Origin of the sequence: Candidatus Nitrospira neomarina (assembly GCF_032051675.1) — a bacterium.
In the GTDB taxonomy this organism is placed as follows: domain Bacteria; phylum Nitrospirota; class Nitrospiria; order Nitrospirales; family UBA8639; genus Nitrospira_E; species Nitrospira_E neomarina.
This window is the reverse complement of the sequence record NZ_CP116968.1, coordinates 3,726,392-3,747,785: the sequence shown is the minus strand read 5'-3', so window position 1 is coordinate 3,747,785 and position 21,394 is coordinate 3,726,392. Positions and strand designations below refer to the sequence as shown.

The window sequence follows — 21,394 nt, the reverse complement described above, 5'->3', positions numbered from 1 at the left end:
GCTCTCACTCGTTTCAACTTTAACCAAAAACGTGAACCTTTCAACCTTCAGAACGCTCGAGATATGCCCTCTCTGGCGAGCCAAGGTGGTAGCAGTTTGTATGAAGCTTCAAATGACATTCCTCTTTTTCATGAAGCCCTGTCCGCTGGAGTCCAGATGGTGTATCGGGATCCCTTTGTCACGGAAAATTCCGCAACGCCCTTGACCAACCGCATGGGTGCTCAAATCGTCCTTAAAGGGACCACAGCCAGTATGAAGTACCAGGCCCAGTATGGCTTCTCTGGGCTGGAAGCCGGAAACACTTCATTTACGACACCCAATGATCGGGTAGGAGGAGGACTAATGTGGGAATGGAATCTTCCCCTCGTTACTCCCAAGATTGAACTCAGCCGGTTCACCAGTAATGTGGAAGGGGATCTTGCCCGTGCCCAGACCATCGCTACCCAGCAAAAATTTTCATTGCTCTTGGCCGCTCCCAATTGGCCCAGCCTATCCCTTGGATATGCCCGGCAACAGACAGACATCTTCACTCGACCCGAGGGGCCTCTCTCCGATGCCATTTCCACAGAATCCATTTCGGCAAATCTGTCGTTCCTATACGGAGCGGGTAAAGGCAATTGGTCCTCATACTATAAAACGTCTCAAAATGATTTTGTGGAGAATGAATCAGAGGAAGAAATCGGAACCAAGATGAGGGGCACTTTGAATTTATTAGAACCGGTAGATCTCACCCCCCAGTGGGGATATACTCGGCGAGTCAAATCCCGTGGGACTATGGTAAACGATCGCTTCTTTGCCAGGCTTGGCTCAAATTTCCGGGTTTCCCCAACTTCGACGTTTAATCCCGGAGTTGAATTCGCCAGGGACCTGAATCGATTTGATGCGCTTCGTACTGACACCCTTGCGGCTAAACTCGGGTACGCCTATCTTGCTGTAGATGACTCCTTGCATGTTTCCATTCTCGGACAATATGTTCTCAAGCAACGCACTAATACCCCATCAAACCCTCAAATCTATGACATTTCGCTGTTATTCAAAAAAGACGTTAGGGACTACTTGCATCTGAACCATCGGCAACAAACCCTCAGTCTCAAAATCGCACACAACCAGCAAATGAACACCTCTTATTCTCAAACACAATCCAACCAGACATCTGCCATGTTACTCGTGAGCATCATTCCGTGAGTGCTCAGAATCTCCCTCTTTCCTCCAAAACAACTTTTTCCATGACTTTCCAGTGGCAGAGGCACAACGTATTTTAAATCCAACGCAGAATCAAAAGATGGCGTGTTCAGAATGGCCCATCCAGCAGGACTACTCCTGATTGAACAACCTGAGAATACTGAGAAGGAGGTAAACGGACCATTTTCCGAATTTTTAAGACTTCTCTGAAAAAAGACTTCATTCAAAAGGGGAGAATAGGCAAAGGGAAATGGGGTATACCCAGAACAACACGACCCCTACTCAAGGTCAGAATGTCGGCATGGCATAAGCAGAAATCAGGCTCTGCCGTTAGCCATACGAATCTTTCAACAGAAAAGGTCCGCACTAATTAGTAAGAATCATTCCCTGAATATACCAAGCTCACTGCTAAATACGCTTGCGTAATAGTTCTGTTCTTCCTCCTTGAAAATTTAGAGGAGCCTGTCCTGCCAATAAGTGGCAAGACGGAGGGGAGAGATATTGGTTCGACTTTATGGGCTCAGGGGAAGAAGCATTTCTTGTTGCCTATGCTTCGACACGGGTTGAATATTCATTGGAGGATACGCCGTCGGAGGAATGATCTTCATCGCGCGCTCACTACTTCCCGCCGGAGTTATCGGCATGTCTCTACTATTGGCTGGGGAAATTGGCATGGATGCCCCATGTGCAGGTGGACGAATCTCCATAGGAGCATTCCTTATGGCGAACAACTGTCCACCGGACCTTCGCTTCCCATGAGATGGCCGTTCAGATCTGGACACATTCTTATTCATCTGATTTTCACGCTCCCTATCTAAACCATGGCCTGCTAACCCGTTTTTTGGGACTGCACTAATCTTTTGCCCGGAAGGTTCCCGTCCCCGGCCTCTAACTTTTTTATCTGATAGGGATACTTCTGGTGACACCTTAGCCATCACATGGAGTGTGGTGATTTTTCCAGCCGCATTCAATGTAAAAGCATAGTCCCACTGAACCAGGATCTTGGAGAGTGCCCTGGGCAAAGGTTCATTCTGTAACCTCACAGAAATGACTTTCTCCAATTCTGCATCCGGTGCCACATAATCCAGGCCCAATTCTTTATGCAAGTGAGCAAGGACTGTGCGCAGTGATACCTGGTGCAACTGACCGGTCAATCGTCCGGAATCGACATGGAGCGGAATCTGCCGATCAAAGGCCAACGCCCAATCCGGCAGTCCGCATAGACTGATGCCCAGGAGTGCTCCGCCACACACCATGATGAAGTGGCGTCCGCTCCTTAGCTTTCGTTGAATCCGATATGTCATCGCTCATCCCTGCGCGTAACCCAGGCCAATCACTTTTTGAAATCCGACCCGATTTGAGATGTTGTAACCACTCATCTTATTTTTGGATTTCCCAGTTTACCGGGGTACTGCCCGGAAACCCCACCGAACCGATTTTCAAACCATCCATCAGCCACACCGCCACCTTGCCATTTGTCCGATTTTGTAAGATTACATCTCCCTTACCATCTCCATCCGCATCACTCACCTGCCTAATTTCCCATTCGAGGGGAATGCCTCCTATAAAACCTGTCAAGGGTGTCATCGCCCCGTTCATCAGCCACACCGACACCATTCCAGTTTTTTTATTGCGCCAGATCACATCCCGTTTACTGTCCCCATTGACATCTCCGAGAAGTTGAATTTCCCATTCCAGCGAAGTGCTTGCGGGAAATCCCACCGACGTAATGGCCAACCCATTCATTAACCAGACCGCCACTGTGCCATTCGTCCGATTCTGCCAAACAAGGTCGGCCCTCCCATCGCCATTGATATCACCCACTTGCTCTATTTTCCACACTGTTGGAGTGCCCCCAAGAAATCCCACAGAGCGAATCGACAGCCCATCCATAAACCAGACGGTCACCATTCCACTATCCGAATTGCGCCAGATCACATCCCCTTTGCCATCCCCATTGATATCACCGATCCCCTTAACCACCCATTCGGCTGAAACACCCCCAAGAAAGCCGAACGATTGTATGGTCCCCTCCTTCATAAGCCAAATACCCACCATTCCACTTATGGTGTTCTGCCAAAGGATGTCGCCCTCACCATCACCATTCATATCTCCCACCTGCTTAATCTTCCATTCCGTAGAAGTACTTCCAGGGAAACCGACCGATGTAATAGTCAGCCCATTCATCCGCCAAACAGCGACTTCACCGCTACTCGCATTGCGCCAAAGCACATTAGTAGTGGGAGGCGTGATATCGGGAGCGGGGCCCTCCGCTGGTTGAACGATGACGGAATACATGCTGCCGCCCCCCCCGCTGGCGTTGCCCCCGAGCGTGATCGTCCCGGCCGGAAAGGCCCGAGCATAGAGGCGGAGAGTCGTATCCGAGGTCACCAGATTCTTGCCCGTATCGGTAAAGCTGCTCAACCACGACGGTTTCGGAGTCAGCCGCACGTCATAGGCCACCGTGACAGACACCGGTTGATTCACCGTAAAGCGGAGGAAGGCCGCCGTTGTGGCCGCTTTATCATTATTGGCCGTTTGGATATAGGCCGCGCCCTGCACACTCGTAGGGACCGTGGTAAATGTGTAGGCGCGGTCGCGATACACCGTCCCCCCGGCTTGGAGGCCGGCCGCGGACACCATATACGTTGCGCCACTGGCAACGGTCAGGTTCGATATGCTGAGTGAGGAGGACGGCGGCGGACTAGAAGTACCGGAAGAGGGGGAGGACGGGGCGATATATTTTTTCACCTCGGGAGAGGGAAGACTTTCATTGCCCGAGGCATCGAACGCGGTAACCGTAAAATAGTGCGTTTTGTCCGTGAGTAATTGGGTATATTGATAGGTCGTGATCTTCCCGACCGTCGTGGGAACCCCATAGACCCCGGGGTTGGTTCCTCGATAGATCCGATACCCCGCTAAATTGGCCTCTTGATTGGCGGTCCATTGGAGAGTGGCCGAATCACTGGTGGCGGCTTGTGCCCCCGGCGGGAGAAAAAGAAGGCAACTGCCAAGTAGACACCACGCTAGACACCTTTTGAGACGACTTCCCGCACGAACATCGGACATGGGATACCTCCTTCGCACACAAACAGAGGCCCCAGTCCCGCACGTTCCCTTTCTTCGGTAACCCGGCTATCAGAAATTCTGACCCGTGGCTTTGCGTCCCCACTTCACAATGGGTTTGCCTTTATCGGAAAGAGGCCACTCGTTTACGCTGTGTTATGCCATCTTCGTTCGAATGATCCAAACTCGCTCTTGAATGTGAGAAGACACGGACTTTCTTGACATCACGGGCTTTATCGGTGGATCCCCAAAAGCCTTTAGGCATGACCCAGGCAGGGGAGGTTGGAGAATTCTTCTGGCACTTGCCGTCCAATCATGATTGTTCTTGCACGGCCCGTTTGACGGGTCTTCGTCCACATCCTCGAGACGTGCGCAAGGCGTGAAGGCTCGAACTTTGTTGGACGAGGCCCTCTGGTTTGGAACACGCAAAGATCCGTTGGCGAAGCATTCCTTCAACGAAAACCCAGACGGCATCTCATCCCCTTCACAGGACCCACCTCGGATTCAAATTTTGGATCATGGCCTTCGGCCTCGGATAAGTGCGGACAATCGGGGCACAAAGCTCAATTGATGAATCGAATTCTTCCAACACAACATCATTGGACCAGAGGTTGGACGATGACGGAATACATACTGCCGCTCCCCACGCCGGCATTGCCGCCGAGCGTGATCGTCCCGGCGGGAAAGGCTCGAGCATAGAGGCGGAGAGTCGTATCCGAGGTCACCAGATTCTTGCCCGTATCGGTAAAGGCGCTCAACCACGACGGTTTCGGAGTCAGCCGCACGTCATAGGCCACCGTGACGGACACCGGTTGATTCACCGTAAAGCGCAGGAAGGCCGCCGTTGTGGCCGCTTTATCATTATTGGCCGTTTGGATATAGGCCGCACCCTGCACACTCGTAGGGACCGTGGTAAATGTATAGGCGCGATCGCGGTACACCGTCCCCCCGGCGCGAAGGCCGGCGGCGGACACGCCATACGCTGCCCCATTGGCAACGATCAGGTTGGAAATAGTTAACGGGAACGAGGGTTGAACAATGACGGAATACATGCTGCCGCCCTTCCCACTGGCATTGCCCCCGAGCGTGATCGTCCCAGCCGGAAAGGGCCGAGCAAAGAGGTGAAGGGTCGTATCCGAGGTCACCAGATTCTTGCCCGTATCGGTAAAGCTGCTCAACCACGACGGTTTCGGAGTCAGCCGCACGTCGTAGGCGACCGTGACGGACACCGGTTGATTCACCGTAAAGCGCAGGAAGGCCGCCGTTGTGGCCGCTTTATCATTATTGGCCGTTTGGATATAGGCCGCACCCTGCACACTCGTGGGAACCGTGGTAAATGTATAGGCGCGATCGCGGTACACCGTCCCCCCGGCGCGAAGGCCGGCGGCGGACACGCCATACGCTGCGCCACTGGCAACGGTCAGGTTCGATATGGTCAATGAAGACGTAGTTGGATTGGCAACAGTGGTGGTACCAGGTGCTGAGGGTTGAACGATGACGGAATACATACTGCCACTCCCCCCGCCGGCATTGCCGCCGAGCGTGATCGTCCCGGCTGGAAAGGCTCGAGCATGGAGGTGGAGGGTCGTATCTGAGGTCACCAGATTCTTGCCCGTATCGGTAAAGCTGCTCAACCACGACGGTTTCGGAGTCAGCCGCACGTCATAGGCCACCGTGACGGACACCGGTTGATTTACCGTAAAGCGCAGGAAGGCCGCCGTTGTGGCCGCTTTATCATTATTGGCCGTTTGGATATAGGCCGCGCCCTGCACACTCGTAGGAACCGTGGTAAATGTATAGGCGCGATCGCGATACACCGTCCCTCCGGCGCGAAGGCCGGAGGCGGACACCCCATACGCTGCCCCACTAGCGACGGTCAGGTTGGTTATAGCTAATGGGCTTGTAGTTGGATTGTTTGTGGAAATAGGTGTTGGTGGCGTAATTGGATTGGCGACGGTTCCGGTAACCGGAGCTGAGCTTGTGGTATTGCCCGCCGCATCGCGGGCAATCGCGGTCAAGGTATATTGACCGGGAGCCACTCCAGTCGTGTTCCATATTTGCGAAAAGGGGAGTGTCGTATCTTCCACCCCCAGATTTTTCCCATTAAGTCGAAATTGTACACCCACCACTCCAATATTATCTGTGGCGATGGCGGATACAGTAACGGTGCCACTCAGGGACTTCCCATTTTGGATGCCAACCAGGGCGACCGTGGGAGGCGTGATATCGGGAATGGGGCCCTCCGCTGGTTGAACGATGACGGAATACATGCTGCCGTCCCCCCCGCTGGCGTTGCCCCCGAGCGTAATCGTCCCGGCCGGAAAGGCCCGAGCATAGAGGCGGAGAGTCGTATCCGAGGTCACCAGATTCTTGCCCGTATCGGTAAAGCTGCTCAACCACGACGGTTTCGGTGTCAGGCGCACGTCATAGGCCACCGTGACAGACACCGGTTGATTCACCGTAAAGCGCAGGAAGGCCGTCGTCGTGGCCGCTTTATCATTATTGGCCGTTTGGATATAGGCCGCGCCCTGCACACTCGTAGGGACCGTGGTAAATGTATAGGCGCGATCGCGATATACCCTTCCCCCGGCTTGGAGGCCGGCCGCGGACACCATATACGTTGCGCCACTGGCAACGGTCAGGTTCGATATGCTGAGTGAGGAGGACGGCGGCGGACTAGAAGTACCGGAAGAGGGGGAGGACGGGGCGATATATTTTTTCACCTCGGGAGAGGGAAGACTTTCATTGCCCGAGGCATCGAACGCGGTAACCGTAAAATAGTGCGTTTTGTCCGTGAGTAATTGGGTATATTGATAGGTCGTGATCTTCCCGACCGTCGTGGGAACCCCATAGACCCCGGGGTTGGTTCCTCGATAGATCCGATACCCCGCTAAATTGGCCTCTTGATTGGCAGTCCATTGGAGAGTGGCCGAATTACTGGTGGCGGCTTGTGCCCCCGGCGGGAGAAAAAGGAGGCAACTGCCAAGTAGACACCACGCTAGACACCTTTTGAGACGACTCCCCGCACGAACATCGGACATGGGATACCTCCTTCGCACACAAACAGAGGCCCCAGTCCCGCACGTTCCCTTTCTTCGGTAACCCGGCTATCAGAAATTCTGACCCGTGGCTTTGCGTCCCCACTTCACAATGGGTTTGCCTTTATCGGAAAGAGGCCACTCGTTTACGCTGTGTTATGCCATCTTCGTTCGAATGATCCAAACTCGCTCTTGAATGTGAGAAGACACGGACTTTCTTGACTTCACGGGCTTTATCGGTGGATCCCCAAAAGCCTTTAAGCATGACCCAGGCAGGGGAGGTTGGAGAATTCTTCTGGCACTTGCCGTCCAATCATGATCGTTCTTGCACGGCCCGTTTGACGGGTCTTCGTCCACATCCTCGAGACGTGCGCAAGGCGTGAAGGCTCGAACTTTGTTGGACGAGGCCCTCTGGTTTGGAACACGCAAAGATCCGTTGGCGAAGCATTCCTTCAACGAAAACCCAGACGGAACATACGAAGACGTTCACGCCAGCCACGTTCTACGCCTGAAGAACAAAAACCATGGTCAGTGGACGGAATGATTGTGTGGAGGAAGTGACCATAAGGGCTCACCCGCCGTCCAATCAGGCCTGGGGGAGACCAAGCCTTTCACATTTTGACATCCACGAGCAGGGCAATGGCCTTACGGATTTGCTCACGCGCACCAAGAAGGACGAGGACATCACCTGGCTCCAGAATGGTTTCGCGAGAAGGATTGGATTGCGTCACGCCACCCCGTGTAATCGCAATCACCGATGCGCCTGTCCGTCCATGGATATTCAGCTGGGTCAATGGCTTCCCCAAAGCGGGAGAGTCGTATTCCACCCGGCAGGTATCGACTTGCACATCAGCCAATGTTCCGCCACGCAGATGGTGAGCTAACTCAGGTAGCTCCCCTCTCCGGAGCAGGAGATACCCCTCACGACGAATTTGTTCAACTTTATCTTGAATCCTGTCCTTCGGCGTCTGATAGGTACGAAGAACTAAGGCAAAAATCTCAATTGATGTTTCGAATTCTTCCGGAACGACATCATTGGCTCCTAGTTCTTGGAGGTCCTGCAATTCCTTTAAGTATCGTGTTCGTACGACAATATGAAGAGAGGGGTTCAGTTGTCGTGCTTGTTGAACAATTCGGCGCGCGCCAAAAGGGTCCGAGGTAGCTACCACGAGAACTCGCGCCATTATGATTCCGGCTTGAGTCAACACTCTGGGATTTGTCCCATCCCCATAGAGCATGGTGCCTGGTCCTTTTTTATCAGCCTGCACGACATCAGGATTGACGTCCAGCACCACAAATGGAATCTCCATATCACCTAAAACCCTGGCAAGATTCCTGCCATTTAAGCCATAACCCACGATAATGACATGGTCTCTGGTTTTAATCCTGGTACTTTGCAACGCATTGACCTGACGTCGAGGGAACCAATGTTTCAGGCGGTCAAGGGCCTCGGTCCGTCTAGCCAGACGGGGAGCCCATTGAATCAAAAATGGCGTAATTGTCATGGACAACACCGATACTGCAAGAAATATATTATAGGCATGCGTATCCAATAATCCTTCTCCCTGACCCACCCGTGCAAGAATAAAAGCAAATTCTCCCACCTGCGCTAATGCCACCCCCGTTAATAATGCAGAAGAAACAGGAACTCCAGCAAGGAATACCGCTCCGGTTCCTGTAAGGAACTTGCCTAACACGACAAGCACCAACAATCCCATCACCAGCATGGGAAATTCCGCGATGACCGAGGGATTCATTAACATCCCCACTGAGACAAAAAATAAACTGTTAAAACTATCCCGAAAAGGAATGACTTCGGCCAGTGCCTGATGACTATATTCCGATTCAGAAATCACCAGCCCCGCGATAAATGCGCCAAGAGCCAATGACAACCCCGCAAGGGAAGTCAACCAAGCCGTTCCCAGCCCCAATACAATAATCGACAGGAGAAATAACTCTCGACTTCGAGTCCCCACAATAAGGTGAAGAACATGAGGGACAAGAACCCGAGCAGCCAACACGATCAACCCCACGACCATGACGGATTTCAGGAGTGTTTCGACAATGATACGTGGATCATCATGGGAACCGGGTCCCAATACCGGCGTCAGCAAAATCATCGCCACGACGGCTAAATCCTGGAAAATAAGAATTGCCATGGTCGCCTGCCCATGCAGCGCATCAATTTCGCCTCGATCCCCTAAAATCTTGAGGACAATGGCGGTGCTGCTCAATGACAACAACAGTCCCCAGAACACCGATTCTTCCCATGATCGATCCAGAAACCAACCCCCCAGTGCTACAGCACTCAGCATGCTCAAAATTTGCAGGGGACCACCAACCCATAAGAGCCTTCTGGAAGCCCGTATGCGTGAAAGAGAAGTTTCCAAGCCTATGGTAAACAACAACAACACGACGCCGATTTCGGCGAGCGTTTCGACTTGGTGGAGATCGGAAATGAGGTTCAGGCCGTAAGGCCCCACTAGGGTGCCAGAAACTAAAAATCCCGCAACCGCCGGTAGCCGGAGTTTTTGAAAAACAAAAACAACCAGAACGGAAATAGAAAAAATAATGAGGACATCCCGTAGGATGTGGACTTCACTCATCTTTCGGAGGTGCGGCTTTGGGCAATGACAACCATTCAGGGTATTTCCAGCAATATACGAGAACAGGAAAAGGGAGCCGGGGATGGCCTCGAGGACCCATCATCCCTCCGATTGAGGATAATGTCTACCATTCCCTGAGCCCCATTCAATGGGCATGAGCCAAAGCTAGTCCGGATCGGATCGGAAGGAGAATCGAGATGGGTCCTTCCAGGCCCATCCCGATCAGTCGAGAAGATCAAGAAACTATCACAAAGTGTCTGAAGACGAACAATCCTGAAAGAGCCAGGGAGCCTCCTGAGCCCTGCGTTTTTCATAAGCGGCAATGGCAGATTCGTGTTGAAGCGTGAGCCCAATTCCGTCTAATCCCTTTAACAAGCAATCTTTGCGAAATGGATCCAAGGTGAACGAATACGTCTCCCCTTGAGGAAGGGTGACCACCTGCTGAGCCAAGTCGACTGTGACGTGATATTGATCAGTATGGGCTACCCGGTCAAATAATGTTTGGATGGATTCTCCTGGAAGTTCGACAGGGAGAATCCCATTCTGGAAACAATTATTGTAAAAAATATCGGCAAAACTCGGAGCCAGAATACAACGAATGCCATAGTCCAACAAGGCCCATGGAGCATGTTCTCTTGAAGATCCACACCCGAAATTTTCACGGGTCAACAGAATTGTGGCCGATTGATAGCGCGGTTGGTTGACAAAAAATTCAGGATCCGGAGTCCCATCTGCACGTCGCCGCCAATCGGCAAACAATCCCTCTTTGAGGCCGGTGCGATGGATCGTTTTCAAATATTGCTTCGGGATGATTTGATCCGTATCAACATTACCCCGATTTAACGGAGCGACTGTTCCGGTCAATATAGTAAACGCTTGCATATCTATCTCCCGTATTCTGCTAAAGGAAGTAATGGCCATCCTGAAGACAAAAGAATTCCCTCATTCATCTCACATCTTCCAATCACGAATATCCACAAAATGTCCTTCAACCGCAGCAGCAGCAGCCATGGCAGGTGAGACTAAGTGCGTCCGTCCGCCCTTACCCTGACGACCCTCAAAGTTTCGATTACTGGTTGAGGCACATCGTTCTCCCGGTGTGAGCACGTCCGCATTCATGGCGAGGCACATACTGCACCCCGGTTCGCGCCATTCAAAACCCGCCTCGCGAAAAATCCGATCCAACCCTTCCTCTTCCGCTTGATGTTTGACTAACCCTGACCCTGGGACCACCATAGCCTTGACGCTTTGAGCGACGCGCTTTCCTTTGACATATCGAGCCGCCACCCGTAAATCCTCAATTCGTGAGTTTGTGCAGGACCCGATGAAGACTCGATCGACCCGGATGTCACAAATAGGGATGCCCGCTGGCAACCCCATATACGCTAATGCCCGTTCTGTGGCCAACCGCAATTTTTCATCCGCAATGGATCCCGGATCGGGCACATGGCCATTCACATCAGTCACCATTCCCGGATTGGTCCCCCAAGTCACTTGAGGAGAAACATCTTCCCCTCGCAGCTCAACAACCTTATCAAAACTGGCTCCAGGGTCGGTTTTCAAATTCAGCCAATCCGACTTCGCCTGTTGGAACAGTGCTCCTTTCGGACTGAGGGGTCGGCTCTTCACGTAAGCGACCGTCGATTCGTCTGGACTGACTAGACCAGCGCGGGCTCCCGCTTCAATAGACATGTTGCAAAGGGTCATCCGGCCCTCCATTGAAAACGATCGGATCACCGAACCCGTATATTCCACGACATAGCCATTTCCACCACCAATACCAATTTGCCCGATAATCGCCAGAATCACATCTTTGGAAGAACAATAGTCAGGAAGGGCACCCTCCACACGAATTTCCATAGTTTTTGGTCGTTTCTGTACCAAACATTGGGTCGCCAGCACATGCTCGACCTCTGAGGTCCCAATGCCAAACGCCAAGGCGCCAAATGCCCCATGAGTGGAGGTATGAGAATCTCCACACACAATGGTCATCCCTGGTAGCGTCAACCCTTGCTCAGGTCCGATCACATGAACAATGCCTTGCCGAATATCTTCCATCCCATAATAGGTGATTCCGAATTCTGCACAATTGCCTTCCAAGGTTGAAATTTGCAAGGCACTCATGGGATCGGCAATGCCCTGCGACCGGTCGGTGGTTGGAACATTGTGATCGGGAACAGCAAGCGCCGCGGTTGGACGTCGTGGCCTTCTTCCGGCCAACCGAAGCCCTTCAAAGGCTTGAGGAGAGGTCACTTCATGCACCAAATGTCGGTCAATATATAATAAGGTAGTTCCATCTGGTTCTTCACGAACCACATGTTGCTCCCAAATCTTTTCAAACAATGTTTTGCTTGCCATGGAATGTATCCTTCTTTTTGAAAATTTTCGGACTCTAATTATCTACATTCATCCCCTTCTGGCAAGAGCCAGAAAGAGTTTTTTCCAGGGTTGTATTCATCTCGCCTTTTCTTTGTGGTCTTTTAAGACTTCTGATATACTTTCGCCTGCGACAGGGGACAATCCAAACTTATGGCTCCACCTGTTAACTACTTAGGTGGAAATAAGTGAGTGCTGACAACGATTCATCCAGCCAAGAACCAGATTTAAGTGGTTTCCGGCCAATCGCGAACAACGACCAAACGTCGATACACCCATAAAGTGGCAAAGGTTATCTATTTCCCCTGGGGCGCAGAAAGACTCTAACAATCCTGATTCCGATTCCGCTATTGTCGCCCACCCTCTGAAATTAATAGGTCTCAACACTTCATATGGGTATATTCAATTATTGTATTAGCCATTTTTCCCAAGACATGGCCATCGATCTGGGAACCTCTTCTACCTTAATTTATATCAAGGGGAAAGGGATTGTCCTGAACGAACCTTCCGTCGTGACAGTTGAGACAAATTCCAAAAAACTTCTCGCGGTTGGGGAAGAAGCCAAGCGAATGATCGGTCGAACCCCGGGCAATCTCACCGCCATTCGTCCCATGCGAGAAGGCGTTATTGCTGATTTTGACATGACGGAACACATGTTACGCCACTTTATCCAAAAAGTTCATCGCGGGGGAACTCTCCTCAGGCCACGCATCATTATTGGTGTCCCATCCAGGATCACGCAAGTCGAACAACGTGCCGTCAAGGAATCAGCTGAGCTCGCTGGTGCCCGTGAAGTGTATCTTATTGAGGAACCGGTGGCCGCTGCCATTGGAGCAGGATTGCCGATTACCGAGCCTTCCGGCAACATGGTCGTCGATATCGGAGGAGGCACCACCGACATCGCCGTGATTTCCCTGGGAGGCATTGTCTACAGTGAATCGGTCCGTATCGCAGGCGATCAACTAGATGGAGCAATCACAAGCTATCTCAAGCGGGAATACAGCTTGTTAATCGGCGAACATATGGCAGAACGCATCAAGATGGAAATCGGCTCAGCCTATCCTCTGCCGGAAAAAAAGCAAATGGCCGTCAAAGGGCGAGATGTGGTGTCCGGCATCCCCAGAACGATCCTCGTTGACGACAATGAAATACGAGAAGCGTTACAAGATTGCCTCACCACCATCATCCGAGCCATCCGTCTGGCCTTGGAAAACACTCCGCCTGAATTGGCAGGGGATATTATTGACCGGGGGATCGTGCTGACCGGAGGCGGATCGATGCTTCAAGGGCTGGATAATCGACTACGTGAAGAAACCTCTTTGCCCATTGTCACGGTCGATGACCCCCTCACCTCGGTTGTCTTGGGAGTAGGGAAAACTCTTGAGGAATTCAGCCTCCTTCGGAAAATTTCCTCGCATTCCAGGCTGAATCCCTGAGCTTCCCTCAATTTGCATGCCTCGATCAGAGCCAAATTTTCCCATATCCACAAGTATCCGGCGAGTTCTAGGAGTTATCTTCATTCTATTCCTCGCCCTCCTCCTATTTCTGCCGCGACAATCTCAGGAATGGTTGAGTCATGTGGGCGGGCCTTTCGCACGAATTCTGGAAGTCCCCCTTCATGTTGTCGCCTCGATACAGGATTCTATCAGTCACGCGTGGGACCACTACATCGCCTTACAGAATGTGTGGGAAGAAAATCAACAGCTAAAACAGGAAGTTCAGCGCTTACAAGGTGAGCAGAATTTTCTTCGAGAACAAGCCATCATTGCCATGCAATCCCATCAACTGCTGGCATATCAGCAAACCACACCCATGACGACCCTTTTGGCTCGAATCATCGGCCGGAACGTGTCCAATTGGTATCGGGCGATGATCATCAATAAAGGCAACCTAGACGGTATTCATCCGGAAATGGGAGTCATCACCGATGCCGGAGTAGTAGGACGTGTCGTACGAGTAAACCCCACAACGGCCGTCGTGCTTCTGCTTTCCGACCCCAACGTTGCAATTACCGGGATGATTCAAAAAAGCCGGGATGAGGGTCTGGTACAGGGAACCCCTCAAGGAACCATTCATATGAAATATCTGCCTCCACTATCGCCTGTCCAACCAGGAGATCAAGTGGTTACATCTGGATTAACGGATGATTTTCCCCGTGGGCTCCAAATTGGCCGGATTCAACAAGTCACTAAAGCTGATACCGACTTATTTCAATTGGGTGAAATTGATCCAATTGTCGATTTTTCCAAACTGGAAGCAGTCCTCGTGATTACCTCGTTTCAGCCTGCCCTCCCTTCATCATTACCAAAACCGATTGCCTCTCCTGCTCCCTAATGGAATCTCGTGACTATTTTTCTTGACATCCTTTTATGCTTCGGAGTGGTGCTGGCTCAAGCCACCTTTAGCACAATTCTATCCGCCAAAGGGATTTACCCCGACCTATGTTTCATTCTAGCCTGTGTAATGGGATTTTATTCAGGAGAATACAAAGGACTCAGGATCGGACTCACGGTGGGACTTTTCCAAGATTTATTCAGTCCTGGCGGTATTGGGCTCAATATGATCTTAAAGGGACTCGCGGGAGCCCTGGCCGGCGTTACAACTCACACGTTTTCGACCGTCACCAGTCCCGCAATTTTGCTTGTCAGCTTTGCCCTGTCGTTAGGATGCGGACTGGCCTCTCTCGTTGTGGCATATCCGGTTGTAAATGCCCCGATCCTTTTTCACGCCCTCTCCTCCGGACTTCTTCCGCAAGGACTCTATAATAGCCTCCTGACCTTAGGGATGTTCTGGGTTATTAAGTGCATTGGCCCATCGCTGAGTATGGTACACTTAGGACGGGGACCACGATAAGACCCGCACAATGTTGGATTCTTCCCGCCAGGCTAATGAACTTGCCGATATTCAAAATCGGTTAATATTCGTCAAGATTGGCTTTCTGATGCTATTGGTGTTGCTGGGATTACGCCTTTGGCAATTACAGGTTCGAGACGGATTGCACTATCAAGAACTTGCCCGCGACAATCGCACTCGATCCATTGTCTTAGAACCGGCTCGAGGACTTCTGTATGATCGGAACGGAGAACTCCTCGCCAATAATATCCCCAGCTTCCAACTCTATGTTTCGTTGGAAGACATACAGGACCGTGAGGCCCTTTTAGCTCAGTTACCTCATTACGTAGATATTGACCAACAAGAGATTTCCAATAAACTTTCAATAAGAAGCCGAAGAGGCCGAGTCAAGATCAAAGCCGACATTACGCTGAAAGAGGCCGCACTCATAGAATCGCACCGGCTTGAAATTCCCGGTGTGGTGATTCAGCCTGAATATCAGCGTCACTATCCACTTAACACCTACGCCTCGCACGTCCTGGGCTACGTGGGTGAAATTTCCGAATCACAGCTTAAGGACCCGGAATTTTCTCATCTTCAGGGAGGACGCATCATCGGACAAAATGGAGTGGAGCGGACATTTGATGAATATCTTCTTGGAGAAACCGGAGAGGAAGTGATTGAAGTCGATGCGCTGGGGTATCCAAAACGGTCTCTCTCTGTTCGACGTCCCCTGGCCGGGGATGACTTGTACCTGACGCTGGATATTCGACTTCAGCGCCTCGCAGAGGACCTTCTGGGGGAGGAAGCGGGGGCCATTGTTGCCCTGGACCCCTGGAATGGAGACGTTCTGGCTCTTGCGAGTAAACCCGGGTTCAACCCCAATGATGTTTCGGGAGGGATTAGTGCCAAGGACTGGCAACGATTTCTCAAAGATACACGCCACCCTCTCACCAATCGCGCCATTCAAGGCCAATATCCTCCAGGGTCGGTATTTAAAATCATTATGGCCGCGGCCCTCTTGGAGACTCAAACCCTCAGCGCACAGGAAATGATCCCCTGCCATGGAACCTTTCCCTTTGGAAGACGGGCCTTTCGTGATTGGAAGGCGGGAGGCCACGGTCAGGTCGACTTAACCAAAGCCATCGCGGAATCGTGCGATGTCTACTTTTACAAAGCCGGCCATCAATTGGGCATTGATCCCATCGCCACCTATGCCCGCCAATTCGGATTAGGTGAAAAAACCGGCATTGCGCTGCCTTCCGAACGGTCGGGCCTTGTTCCGTCCTCGGAATGGAAAAAAAGGGTCAAACGGGAACCATGGTATCCTGGCGAAACCATTTCCATTTCTATTGGACAAGGATTTTTAACCGTGACTCCCATTCAGATGGCCAAAGTTGCCGCCATCGTCGCAACCAATGGACGGGTGGTCCAACCCCGCCTGCTCAAAGCCTCTCGAATTCGGCGAACCGGCACACTCAAAGAAAAGCCGGAGCCACCCATTCGACAATTGGCCATTCCTCTCCAAACGTTTGCCCATATCAAGGAAGGATTGGCGGCAGTCGTCACGAAGGGTACAGCCAGACTGGCACAATCAGAATTCGTGAGCATTGCAGGCAAGACTGGAACGGCGCAAGTTGTCGCCCTGAAACCGGATGGAGACAAGGACAAAAACAAGGAGCCTCAAAAAGAATTCCGAGACCATGCGTGGTTTGTGGCCTTTGCTCCGGTAGAACACCCGAAGATTGCCGTGGCGGTATTAGTTGAACACATGGGGCATGGAGGCTCAGCGTCCGCCCCCTTGGCCAAGACACTCATCGAAGCCTATATGGGTTTTGAGACCACCCAGGAGCCCTCTCTTTGATAAGGAATCCGCACTCTTAAGGATGGAGAACAACGCATCTCATGTCATTAATGAACGACAATGTGAATCGCCGCGGACTGGATACCTTCGATTGGTGTTTCCTGGGTGTCATTATGGCAATTATCTCTATGGGCATCCTATCCATTTATAGCGTGACCAATCCTCAGTCGACGACCGGATTCCCTATTTATCTCAAGCAGGCCACATGGATGGTGGTCGGCTCCTTAGCCTTTCTGGTCGCGGTGGGTATTGACTATCACAAGCTTGCCCGTCTGTCATATCTGCTCTATGGGATCGGACTGATCTTACTTATCATCGTGTTAATCGCCGGGAAAACCAGTCGGGGCTCTCAACGATGGATTCCTCTCGGCCCCTTTGCGGTCCAGCCCTCAGAATTCATTAAGATTCCATTGTTACTCATGCTGGCAGCCTACTATGGGGCAACCACCCGTAAAGGCTGGGTTCATCGATTGATCATACCCGGACTGATCGTACTTCCAGGATTTTTACTCATCCTCAAACAACCTGATCTGGGAAGTAGCTTGGGCTTTCTGGCTATTTTTCTTGTGGTGATTCTCACGGTGGGCATGAAATCCAAGGCCTTTGGGTTTGTGATTTTGGCAGCCCTAATGTTGTTCCCCTTTGCCTGGGGCGGGGTCTGGGGCTCCCTTCACGAGTACCAACAGGATCGGATTCTCAGCTTTGTTGATCCCAATTCTGATCCGGGGGGCAAAGGGTATCACGGGCTTCAATCGCGCATCGCCATCGGTTCAGGCCAATTACTGGGAAAGGGATTATATGGGGGAACGCAAACCCAATTTAAATTTCTTCCTGAGGGCCACACCGATTTTGTGTTTGCGGTATTCGCAGAGGAATGGGGCTTTATTGGGTCAATAGTTTTACTTTCCCTATATATTCTTTTATTTTTGATGGGATTAGAAATCGCGTTAAAAGCCAAAGATATTGTCGGGACTCTCTTGGCTGTCGGAGTAGTCACCATGATAGCCTTTGGAGTTGTCGTCAATATTGGCATGACATCCGGGCTGGCCCCCGTTGTGGGCATTCCTCTTCCTCTAATGAGCTATGGAGGCAGCGCCATGGTTGTGAATCTCACCGCTCTGGGACTCTTGCTCAACGTGAAACGGAGACGTCTGTCACTCCTTTAGGTATCATGTACCCTATGGATGGATTTTGATAGCGTGGGCCAGGTATTCGCACAAAGAGAAAAACAACGGAGAATTTGAATCAGAAAAGTCCCAGAGCCGTGGATTTTTGCACATACTTGCGGAACAAGGAAGTAGGCACACAGAACCATCCTCAAATGGTTCCATAATAATATTCATTTACAATTATTGACAGAATGGGCACAAAGCTATTGCAGATTTTGACAGGCAGATCCAACCAATTGGCTCAGCCACATCAGCGACATCTCTTCACCAAGAATGTTGACGCAGAATAGCTTCAGGTCCCTTCTGAGAATGTAGGGAGATCACTATGGGAGTAGAAATTGCGATTAGTGTCACTCGTGAAGAAACACGGGTTGCCGTGCTCGACAATCGTGTCGTCACAGAATTGTATGTCGACCGTCCAAGAAAAAAAGATTTTGTGGGGGACATTTATAAAGGGAAGGTCATTAAAGTTCTGCCAGGTATGCAAGCGGCCTTTGTCGATATCGGGCTGGATCGGGCCGCGTTCATCCACGTATCTGATCTATCGGTCGGAACCGAACCGGGGGACACTCTTGTGGACAGTGAAGAGGATGAACGCAGTCAGGAGGTGCCGCGCCCTCGACGCCAAACAGCACGTCCCATCGAAAACCTGTTGACAGAAGGACAAGAACTTTTGGTTCAAATTTCCAAAGGCCCCATCGGCACTAAGGGACCTCGGATTACCACATATGTCTCCCTTCCCGGGCGATTTTTAGTACTCATGCCCAATGTCGACCATATTGGCGTGTCCCGAAGAATTACGAACGACGAAGAACGTCATCGGCTGAAAGACCTCATGCGGCGCATCCGGAAACCCGAATATGGATACATTGTCAGGACCGTGTGCGAAGATGTACCAGAAGAGGATTTGCAAACAGACGTCAGATTCCTGAGCGCGTTATGGGAAGACACGCTCAAAGCCGCCAACAGCCAACCTGCTCCATCCCTTTTGCATACGGATCTGTCCCTCCCGCTCCGTGTGGTACGAGACCTATTTACCAAAAAAGTCGATCGACTATTAATTGACGCCAAAGCGGATTTTGAGGAAGTGAAAGATTTTGTCCGTCGCTATCTTCCGGAACAAGCAGCGCGCGTTCATTTCTATGACAAGAAGCAGGAAGGGTTATTCGATCACTTGGGGATCGAATTGGAAATTACCAGAGCCCTGAGTCGGAAAGTCTGGCTAAAGTCCGGAGGACACATTGTCATTGACCACACAGAGGCCATGACGGTGGTGGACGTTAATACGGGCCGATTTGTAGGAAAACGCGACCAGGAAGAAACCATTTTAAAAAACAATCTGGAAGCCGCAAAGGAAATCGGCTATCAGATTAAATTACGAGGCATTGGGGGCATTATCATCATTGATTTCATTGACATGGAACGGGAACGGAACCGTGAAAAGGTGTATCAGGCCACCCTGGATGCCCTAGCGGGGGATAAGGCTCAAACACGTATCTCCCGCATTTCTGATCTTGGGCTCATCGAAATTTCCCGTGAACGTGTCCGCGAAGATCTGTTACGGACGTTGTCGGAAATTTGTGGTGATTGTGAGGGGAGAGGATACACCAAATCCACCATGACGGTGGCGTATGAAATCTTTCGGGATATCCGGCGCATCGGAATGACTCGTGGACAACCACAACAAATTGTGGTCGGTGCCAACCCCAAAGTCATTGAGCTCATTTTCGAAACCGAACACAGTAGCATTGAACAACTCGAGCAGGAATTTCAACAACCAATATCATTTGAGGCGGATCCGTTACTCCACCTTGAGCAATATGACATCGTCGTGGTGGGAAAATTGACGTCACGCGCCGAATCCCGGACCGCATCCTAACCACGAGAGAACAATTGAATCATGAACGATGTCCTCCACGATCCTGCCTCCTTATCCGTAACACTTGTCTCCAGGAACAGAAAGGAATGGGGACCCAGCTCTTTCCTTCAACGCTCGATAGATCAGGAGGTCTTTACACTTCGGAGTCCATTCTGGAACGTTTTCTGGATGGAGAGCCATACAGGCAGACCATTTCACGATGATCTCCGGACTCGTATTCGCCTTCCTCACAAAGGATCTGGATGAATTCACCCCTGCAAGGCTGGTTGGAACTTCTGACAGTCAAAGGACTTGGCCCTGTTACTTACACCAGACTCATCAACAGGTTCGGCTCACCAGAAGCCATTCGTTCCTTAAACGCCCACACACTCGTATCAATAGGTGAAATTTCTCCATCATTGGCCAGTGCCCTCCATCAACCCATACCTGTTGAAGCACAAGATCACATTGCCAAAGAATTGCAGGCCGTGCAAGATGGGCGATACTCTATCGTGACATTCGTAGACGCTCACTATCCGCCCAGATTAAAAACCATTACGGATCCTCCTCCGGTCCTCTGGTATACAGGCCAGCTCCAAGAGCGTGATCAACAGGCCCTTGCCATAGTCGGTTCAAGAAAAGGCTCGCACATCGGGCGGACATTCACCCGACAACTGAGCGGCGATTTAGCTGCACTGGGCTTTACGATTGTGAGTGGCCTGGCCAGAGGAATTGATGCCGCGGCCCACGAAGGGGCACTCGCCACATCCGGGAGAACCCTGGCGGTTCTGGGATGCGGCATAGACGTCACCTATCCGCCTGAGCACGGTCCGCTACGACAACGCATTGAACAGCAGGGAGCCGTTCTCTCGGAATTTCCCATGGGAACCCCTCCACATTCTTACCATTTTCCTCAACGTAATCGGATCATTAGTGGACTCTCCCTTGGTGTGATCGTCGCGGAAGCCACCTCGCGCAGTGGGTCCCTCATTACCGCTCGGATGGCCCTAGAGCAAAACCGTGAAGTCTTTGCCGTACCGGGAAATGTCACTAATACGTTGACTCGCGGCCCTCACCGCCTTATTAAAGAGGGAGCCAAATTAGTCGAAAGTTCCTTTGATGTTGTGGAAGAAATTCTTCCTATGTTAGAACCCTCCTTCCGGGAGCAACTCGAGAAGCAACAAGGCGCGCTTCAGCCTTATTCTTCCGCGCCTTCACTAGGGGCAGAGGAACAACGTCTACTTGATTGTCTTTCACTTGAACCTGTTTCCCTAGATGATTTAATCACTCAATGCACCTATGCACCATCTGAAGTCATGAGCATTCTCTTGTCTTTGGAGATCAAAGGGCTTATAAAGCAGATACCGGGGCTGCAATATCTCCGGATGAGCAAACGATAGTAC

14 protein-coding genes and 2 riboswitches are annotated in these 21,394 nt (G+C 51.3%); of the genes, 8 read left to right on the top strand and 6 right to left on the bottom strand.

Annotation, left to right across the window (positions count from 1 at the left end; translation table 11 throughout):
- Nucleotides 1-96: 96 nt before the first annotated feature.
- The gene (locus tag PQG83_RS16145; RefSeq protein WP_312743196.1) at nucleotides 97-1,185 is read left to right on the top strand and encodes a hypothetical protein; all 1,089 of its coding nucleotides are present in this window, start codon (nucleotides 97-99) and stop codon (nucleotides 1,183-1,185) included.
- Nucleotides 1,186-1,694: 509 nt separating this feature from the next.
- Here PQG83_RS16145 and PQG83_RS16140 read toward each other — a convergent pair.
- The 6 genes from PQG83_RS16140 to leuC form a co-directional block, all read right to left on the bottom strand.
- Nucleotides 1,695-2,486: a hypothetical protein gene (locus tag PQG83_RS16140; RefSeq protein WP_312743193.1), complete on the bottom strand. Its 792-nt coding sequence runs from the start codon at nucleotides 2,484-2,486 to the stop codon at nucleotides 1,695-1,697.
- 76 nt (nucleotides 2,487-2,562) lie between these two features.
- A complete protein-coding gene (locus PQG83_RS16135) occupies nucleotides 2,563-4,251 on the bottom strand; it encodes an FG-GAP-like repeat-containing protein (RefSeq protein ID WP_312743190.1) in 1,689 nt (562 codons plus the stop codon).
- Between the two features lie 53 nt (nucleotides 4,252-4,304).
- A riboswitch (cyclic di-GMP riboswitch) is annotated at nucleotides 4,305-4,381 on the bottom strand.
- Between the two features lie 463 nt (nucleotides 4,382-4,844).
- The gene (locus tag PQG83_RS16130; RefSeq protein ID WP_312743187.1) at nucleotides 4,845-7,289 is read right to left on the bottom strand and encodes an Ig-like domain-containing protein; all 2,445 of its coding nucleotides are present in this window, start codon (nucleotides 7,287-7,289) and stop codon (nucleotides 4,845-4,847) included.
- A gap of 53 nt (nucleotides 7,290-7,342) precedes the next feature.
- A riboswitch (cyclic di-GMP riboswitch) is annotated at nucleotides 7,343-7,419 on the bottom strand.
- Nucleotides 7,420-7,897: 478 nt separating this feature from the next.
- Nucleotides 7,898-9,892 carry a monovalent cation:proton antiporter family protein gene (locus tag PQG83_RS16125; RefSeq protein ID WP_312743185.1) on the bottom strand — a complete coding sequence of 665 codons (1,995 nt, stop codon included), beginning with the start codon at nucleotides 9,890-9,892 and terminating at the stop codon, nucleotides 7,898-7,900.
- Between the two features lie 246 nt (nucleotides 9,893-10,138).
- Complete coding sequence (gene leuD, locus PQG83_RS16120; RefSeq protein WP_312743182.1) at nucleotides 10,139-10,774, bottom strand: 3-isopropylmalate dehydratase small subunit; 636 nt, start codon at nucleotides 10,772-10,774, stop codon at nucleotides 10,139-10,141.
- Between the two features lie 69 nt (nucleotides 10,775-10,843).
- Nucleotides 10,844-12,250 (bottom strand): 3-isopropylmalate dehydratase large subunit, encoded by a 1,407-nt coding sequence (gene leuC, locus PQG83_RS16115; RefSeq protein WP_312743179.1) that lies wholly within the window; start codon nucleotides 12,248-12,250, stop codon nucleotides 10,844-10,846.
- Nucleotides 12,251-12,660: 410 nt separating this feature from the next.
- On the opposite strand from leuC, the gene PQG83_RS16110 reads away from it, so the two are divergent.
- The 7 genes from PQG83_RS16110 (at nucleotide 12,661) to dprA (ending at nucleotide 21,391) form a co-directional block, all read left to right on the top strand.
- On the top strand, nucleotides 12,661-13,704 hold the full coding sequence (locus PQG83_RS16110; RefSeq protein ID WP_376753394.1) for a rod shape-determining protein: 1,044 nt from the start codon (nucleotides 12,661-12,663) through the stop codon (nucleotides 13,702-13,704).
- 142 nt (nucleotides 13,705-13,846) lie between these two features.
- Nucleotides 13,847-14,602 (top strand): rod shape-determining protein MreC, encoded by a 756-nt coding sequence (gene mreC, locus PQG83_RS16105; protein WP_312743176.1) that lies wholly within the window; start codon nucleotides 13,847-13,849, stop codon nucleotides 14,600-14,602.
- A gap of 9 nt (nucleotides 14,603-14,611) precedes the next feature.
- Complete coding sequence (gene mreD, locus PQG83_RS16100; RefSeq protein ID WP_312743173.1) at nucleotides 14,612-15,121, top strand: rod shape-determining protein MreD; 510 nt, start codon at nucleotides 14,612-14,614, stop codon at nucleotides 15,119-15,121.
- Between the two features lie 10 nt (nucleotides 15,122-15,131).
- Entirely contained in the window at nucleotides 15,132-16,964 is a 1,833-nt protein-coding gene (gene mrdA, locus PQG83_RS16095) for a penicillin-binding protein 2 (protein WP_312743171.1), read from the top strand.
- Nucleotides 16,965-17,005: 41 nt separating this feature from the next.
- The gene (gene rodA, locus PQG83_RS16090) at nucleotides 17,006-18,130 is read left to right on the top strand and encodes a rod shape-determining protein RodA (RefSeq protein WP_312743169.1); all 1,125 of its coding nucleotides are present in this window, start codon (nucleotides 17,006-17,008) and stop codon (nucleotides 18,128-18,130) included.
- Between the two features lie 328 nt (nucleotides 18,131-18,458).
- A complete protein-coding gene (locus PQG83_RS16085) occupies nucleotides 18,459-20,012 on the top strand; it encodes an Rne/Rng family ribonuclease (RefSeq protein ID WP_312743165.1) in 1,554 nt (517 codons plus the stop codon).
- Between the two features lie 242 nt (nucleotides 20,013-20,254).
- On the top strand, nucleotides 20,255-21,391 hold the full coding sequence (gene dprA, locus PQG83_RS16080) for a DNA-processing protein DprA (RefSeq protein WP_312743162.1): 1,137 nt from the start codon (nucleotides 20,255-20,257) through the stop codon (nucleotides 21,389-21,391).
- Nucleotides 21,392-21,394: the final 3 nt, after the last annotated feature.

Bases quoted from the DNA above. Each gene is read 5' to 3' on its own strand.
- PQG83_RS16140 (WP_312743193.1), bottom strand. From the start codon at position 2,486: ATGACATATCGGATTCAACGAAAGCTAAGGAGCGGACGCCACTTCATC.
- PQG83_RS16135 (WP_312743190.1), bottom strand. From the start codon at position 4,251: ATGTCCGATGTTCGTGCGGGAAGTCGTCTCAAAAGGTGTCTAGCGTGG.
- PQG83_RS16130 (WP_312743187.1), bottom strand. From the start codon at position 7,289: ATGTCCGATGTTCGTGCGGGGAGTCGTCTCAAAAGGTGTCTAGCGTGG.
- PQG83_RS16125 (WP_312743185.1), bottom strand. From the start codon at position 9,892: ATGAGTGAAGTCCACATCCTACGGGATGTCCTCATTATTTTTTCTATT.
- leuD (WP_312743182.1), bottom strand. From the start codon at position 10,774: ATGCAAGCGTTTACTATATTGACCGGAACAGTCGCTCCGTTAAATCGG.
- leuC (WP_312743179.1), bottom strand. From the start codon at position 12,250: ATGGCAAGCAAAACATTGTTTGAAAAGATTTGGGAGCAACATGTGGTT.
- PQG83_RS16110 (WP_376753394.1), top strand. From the start codon at position 12,661: ATGGGTATATTCAATTATTGTATTAGCCATTTTTCCCAAGACATGGCC.
- mrdA (WP_312743171.1), top strand. From the start codon at position 15,132: ATGTTGGATTCTTCCCGCCAGGCTAATGAACTTGCCGATATTCAAAAT.
- rodA (WP_312743169.1), top strand. From the start codon at position 17,006: ATGTCATTAATGAACGACAATGTGAATCGCCGCGGACTGGATACCTTC.
- PQG83_RS16085 (WP_312743165.1), top strand. From the start codon at position 18,459: ATGGGAGTAGAAATTGCGATTAGTGTCACTCGTGAAGAAACACGGGTT.
- dprA (WP_312743162.1), top strand. From the start codon at position 20,255: ATGAATTCACCCCTGCAAGGCTGGTTGGAACTTCTGACAGTCAAAGGA.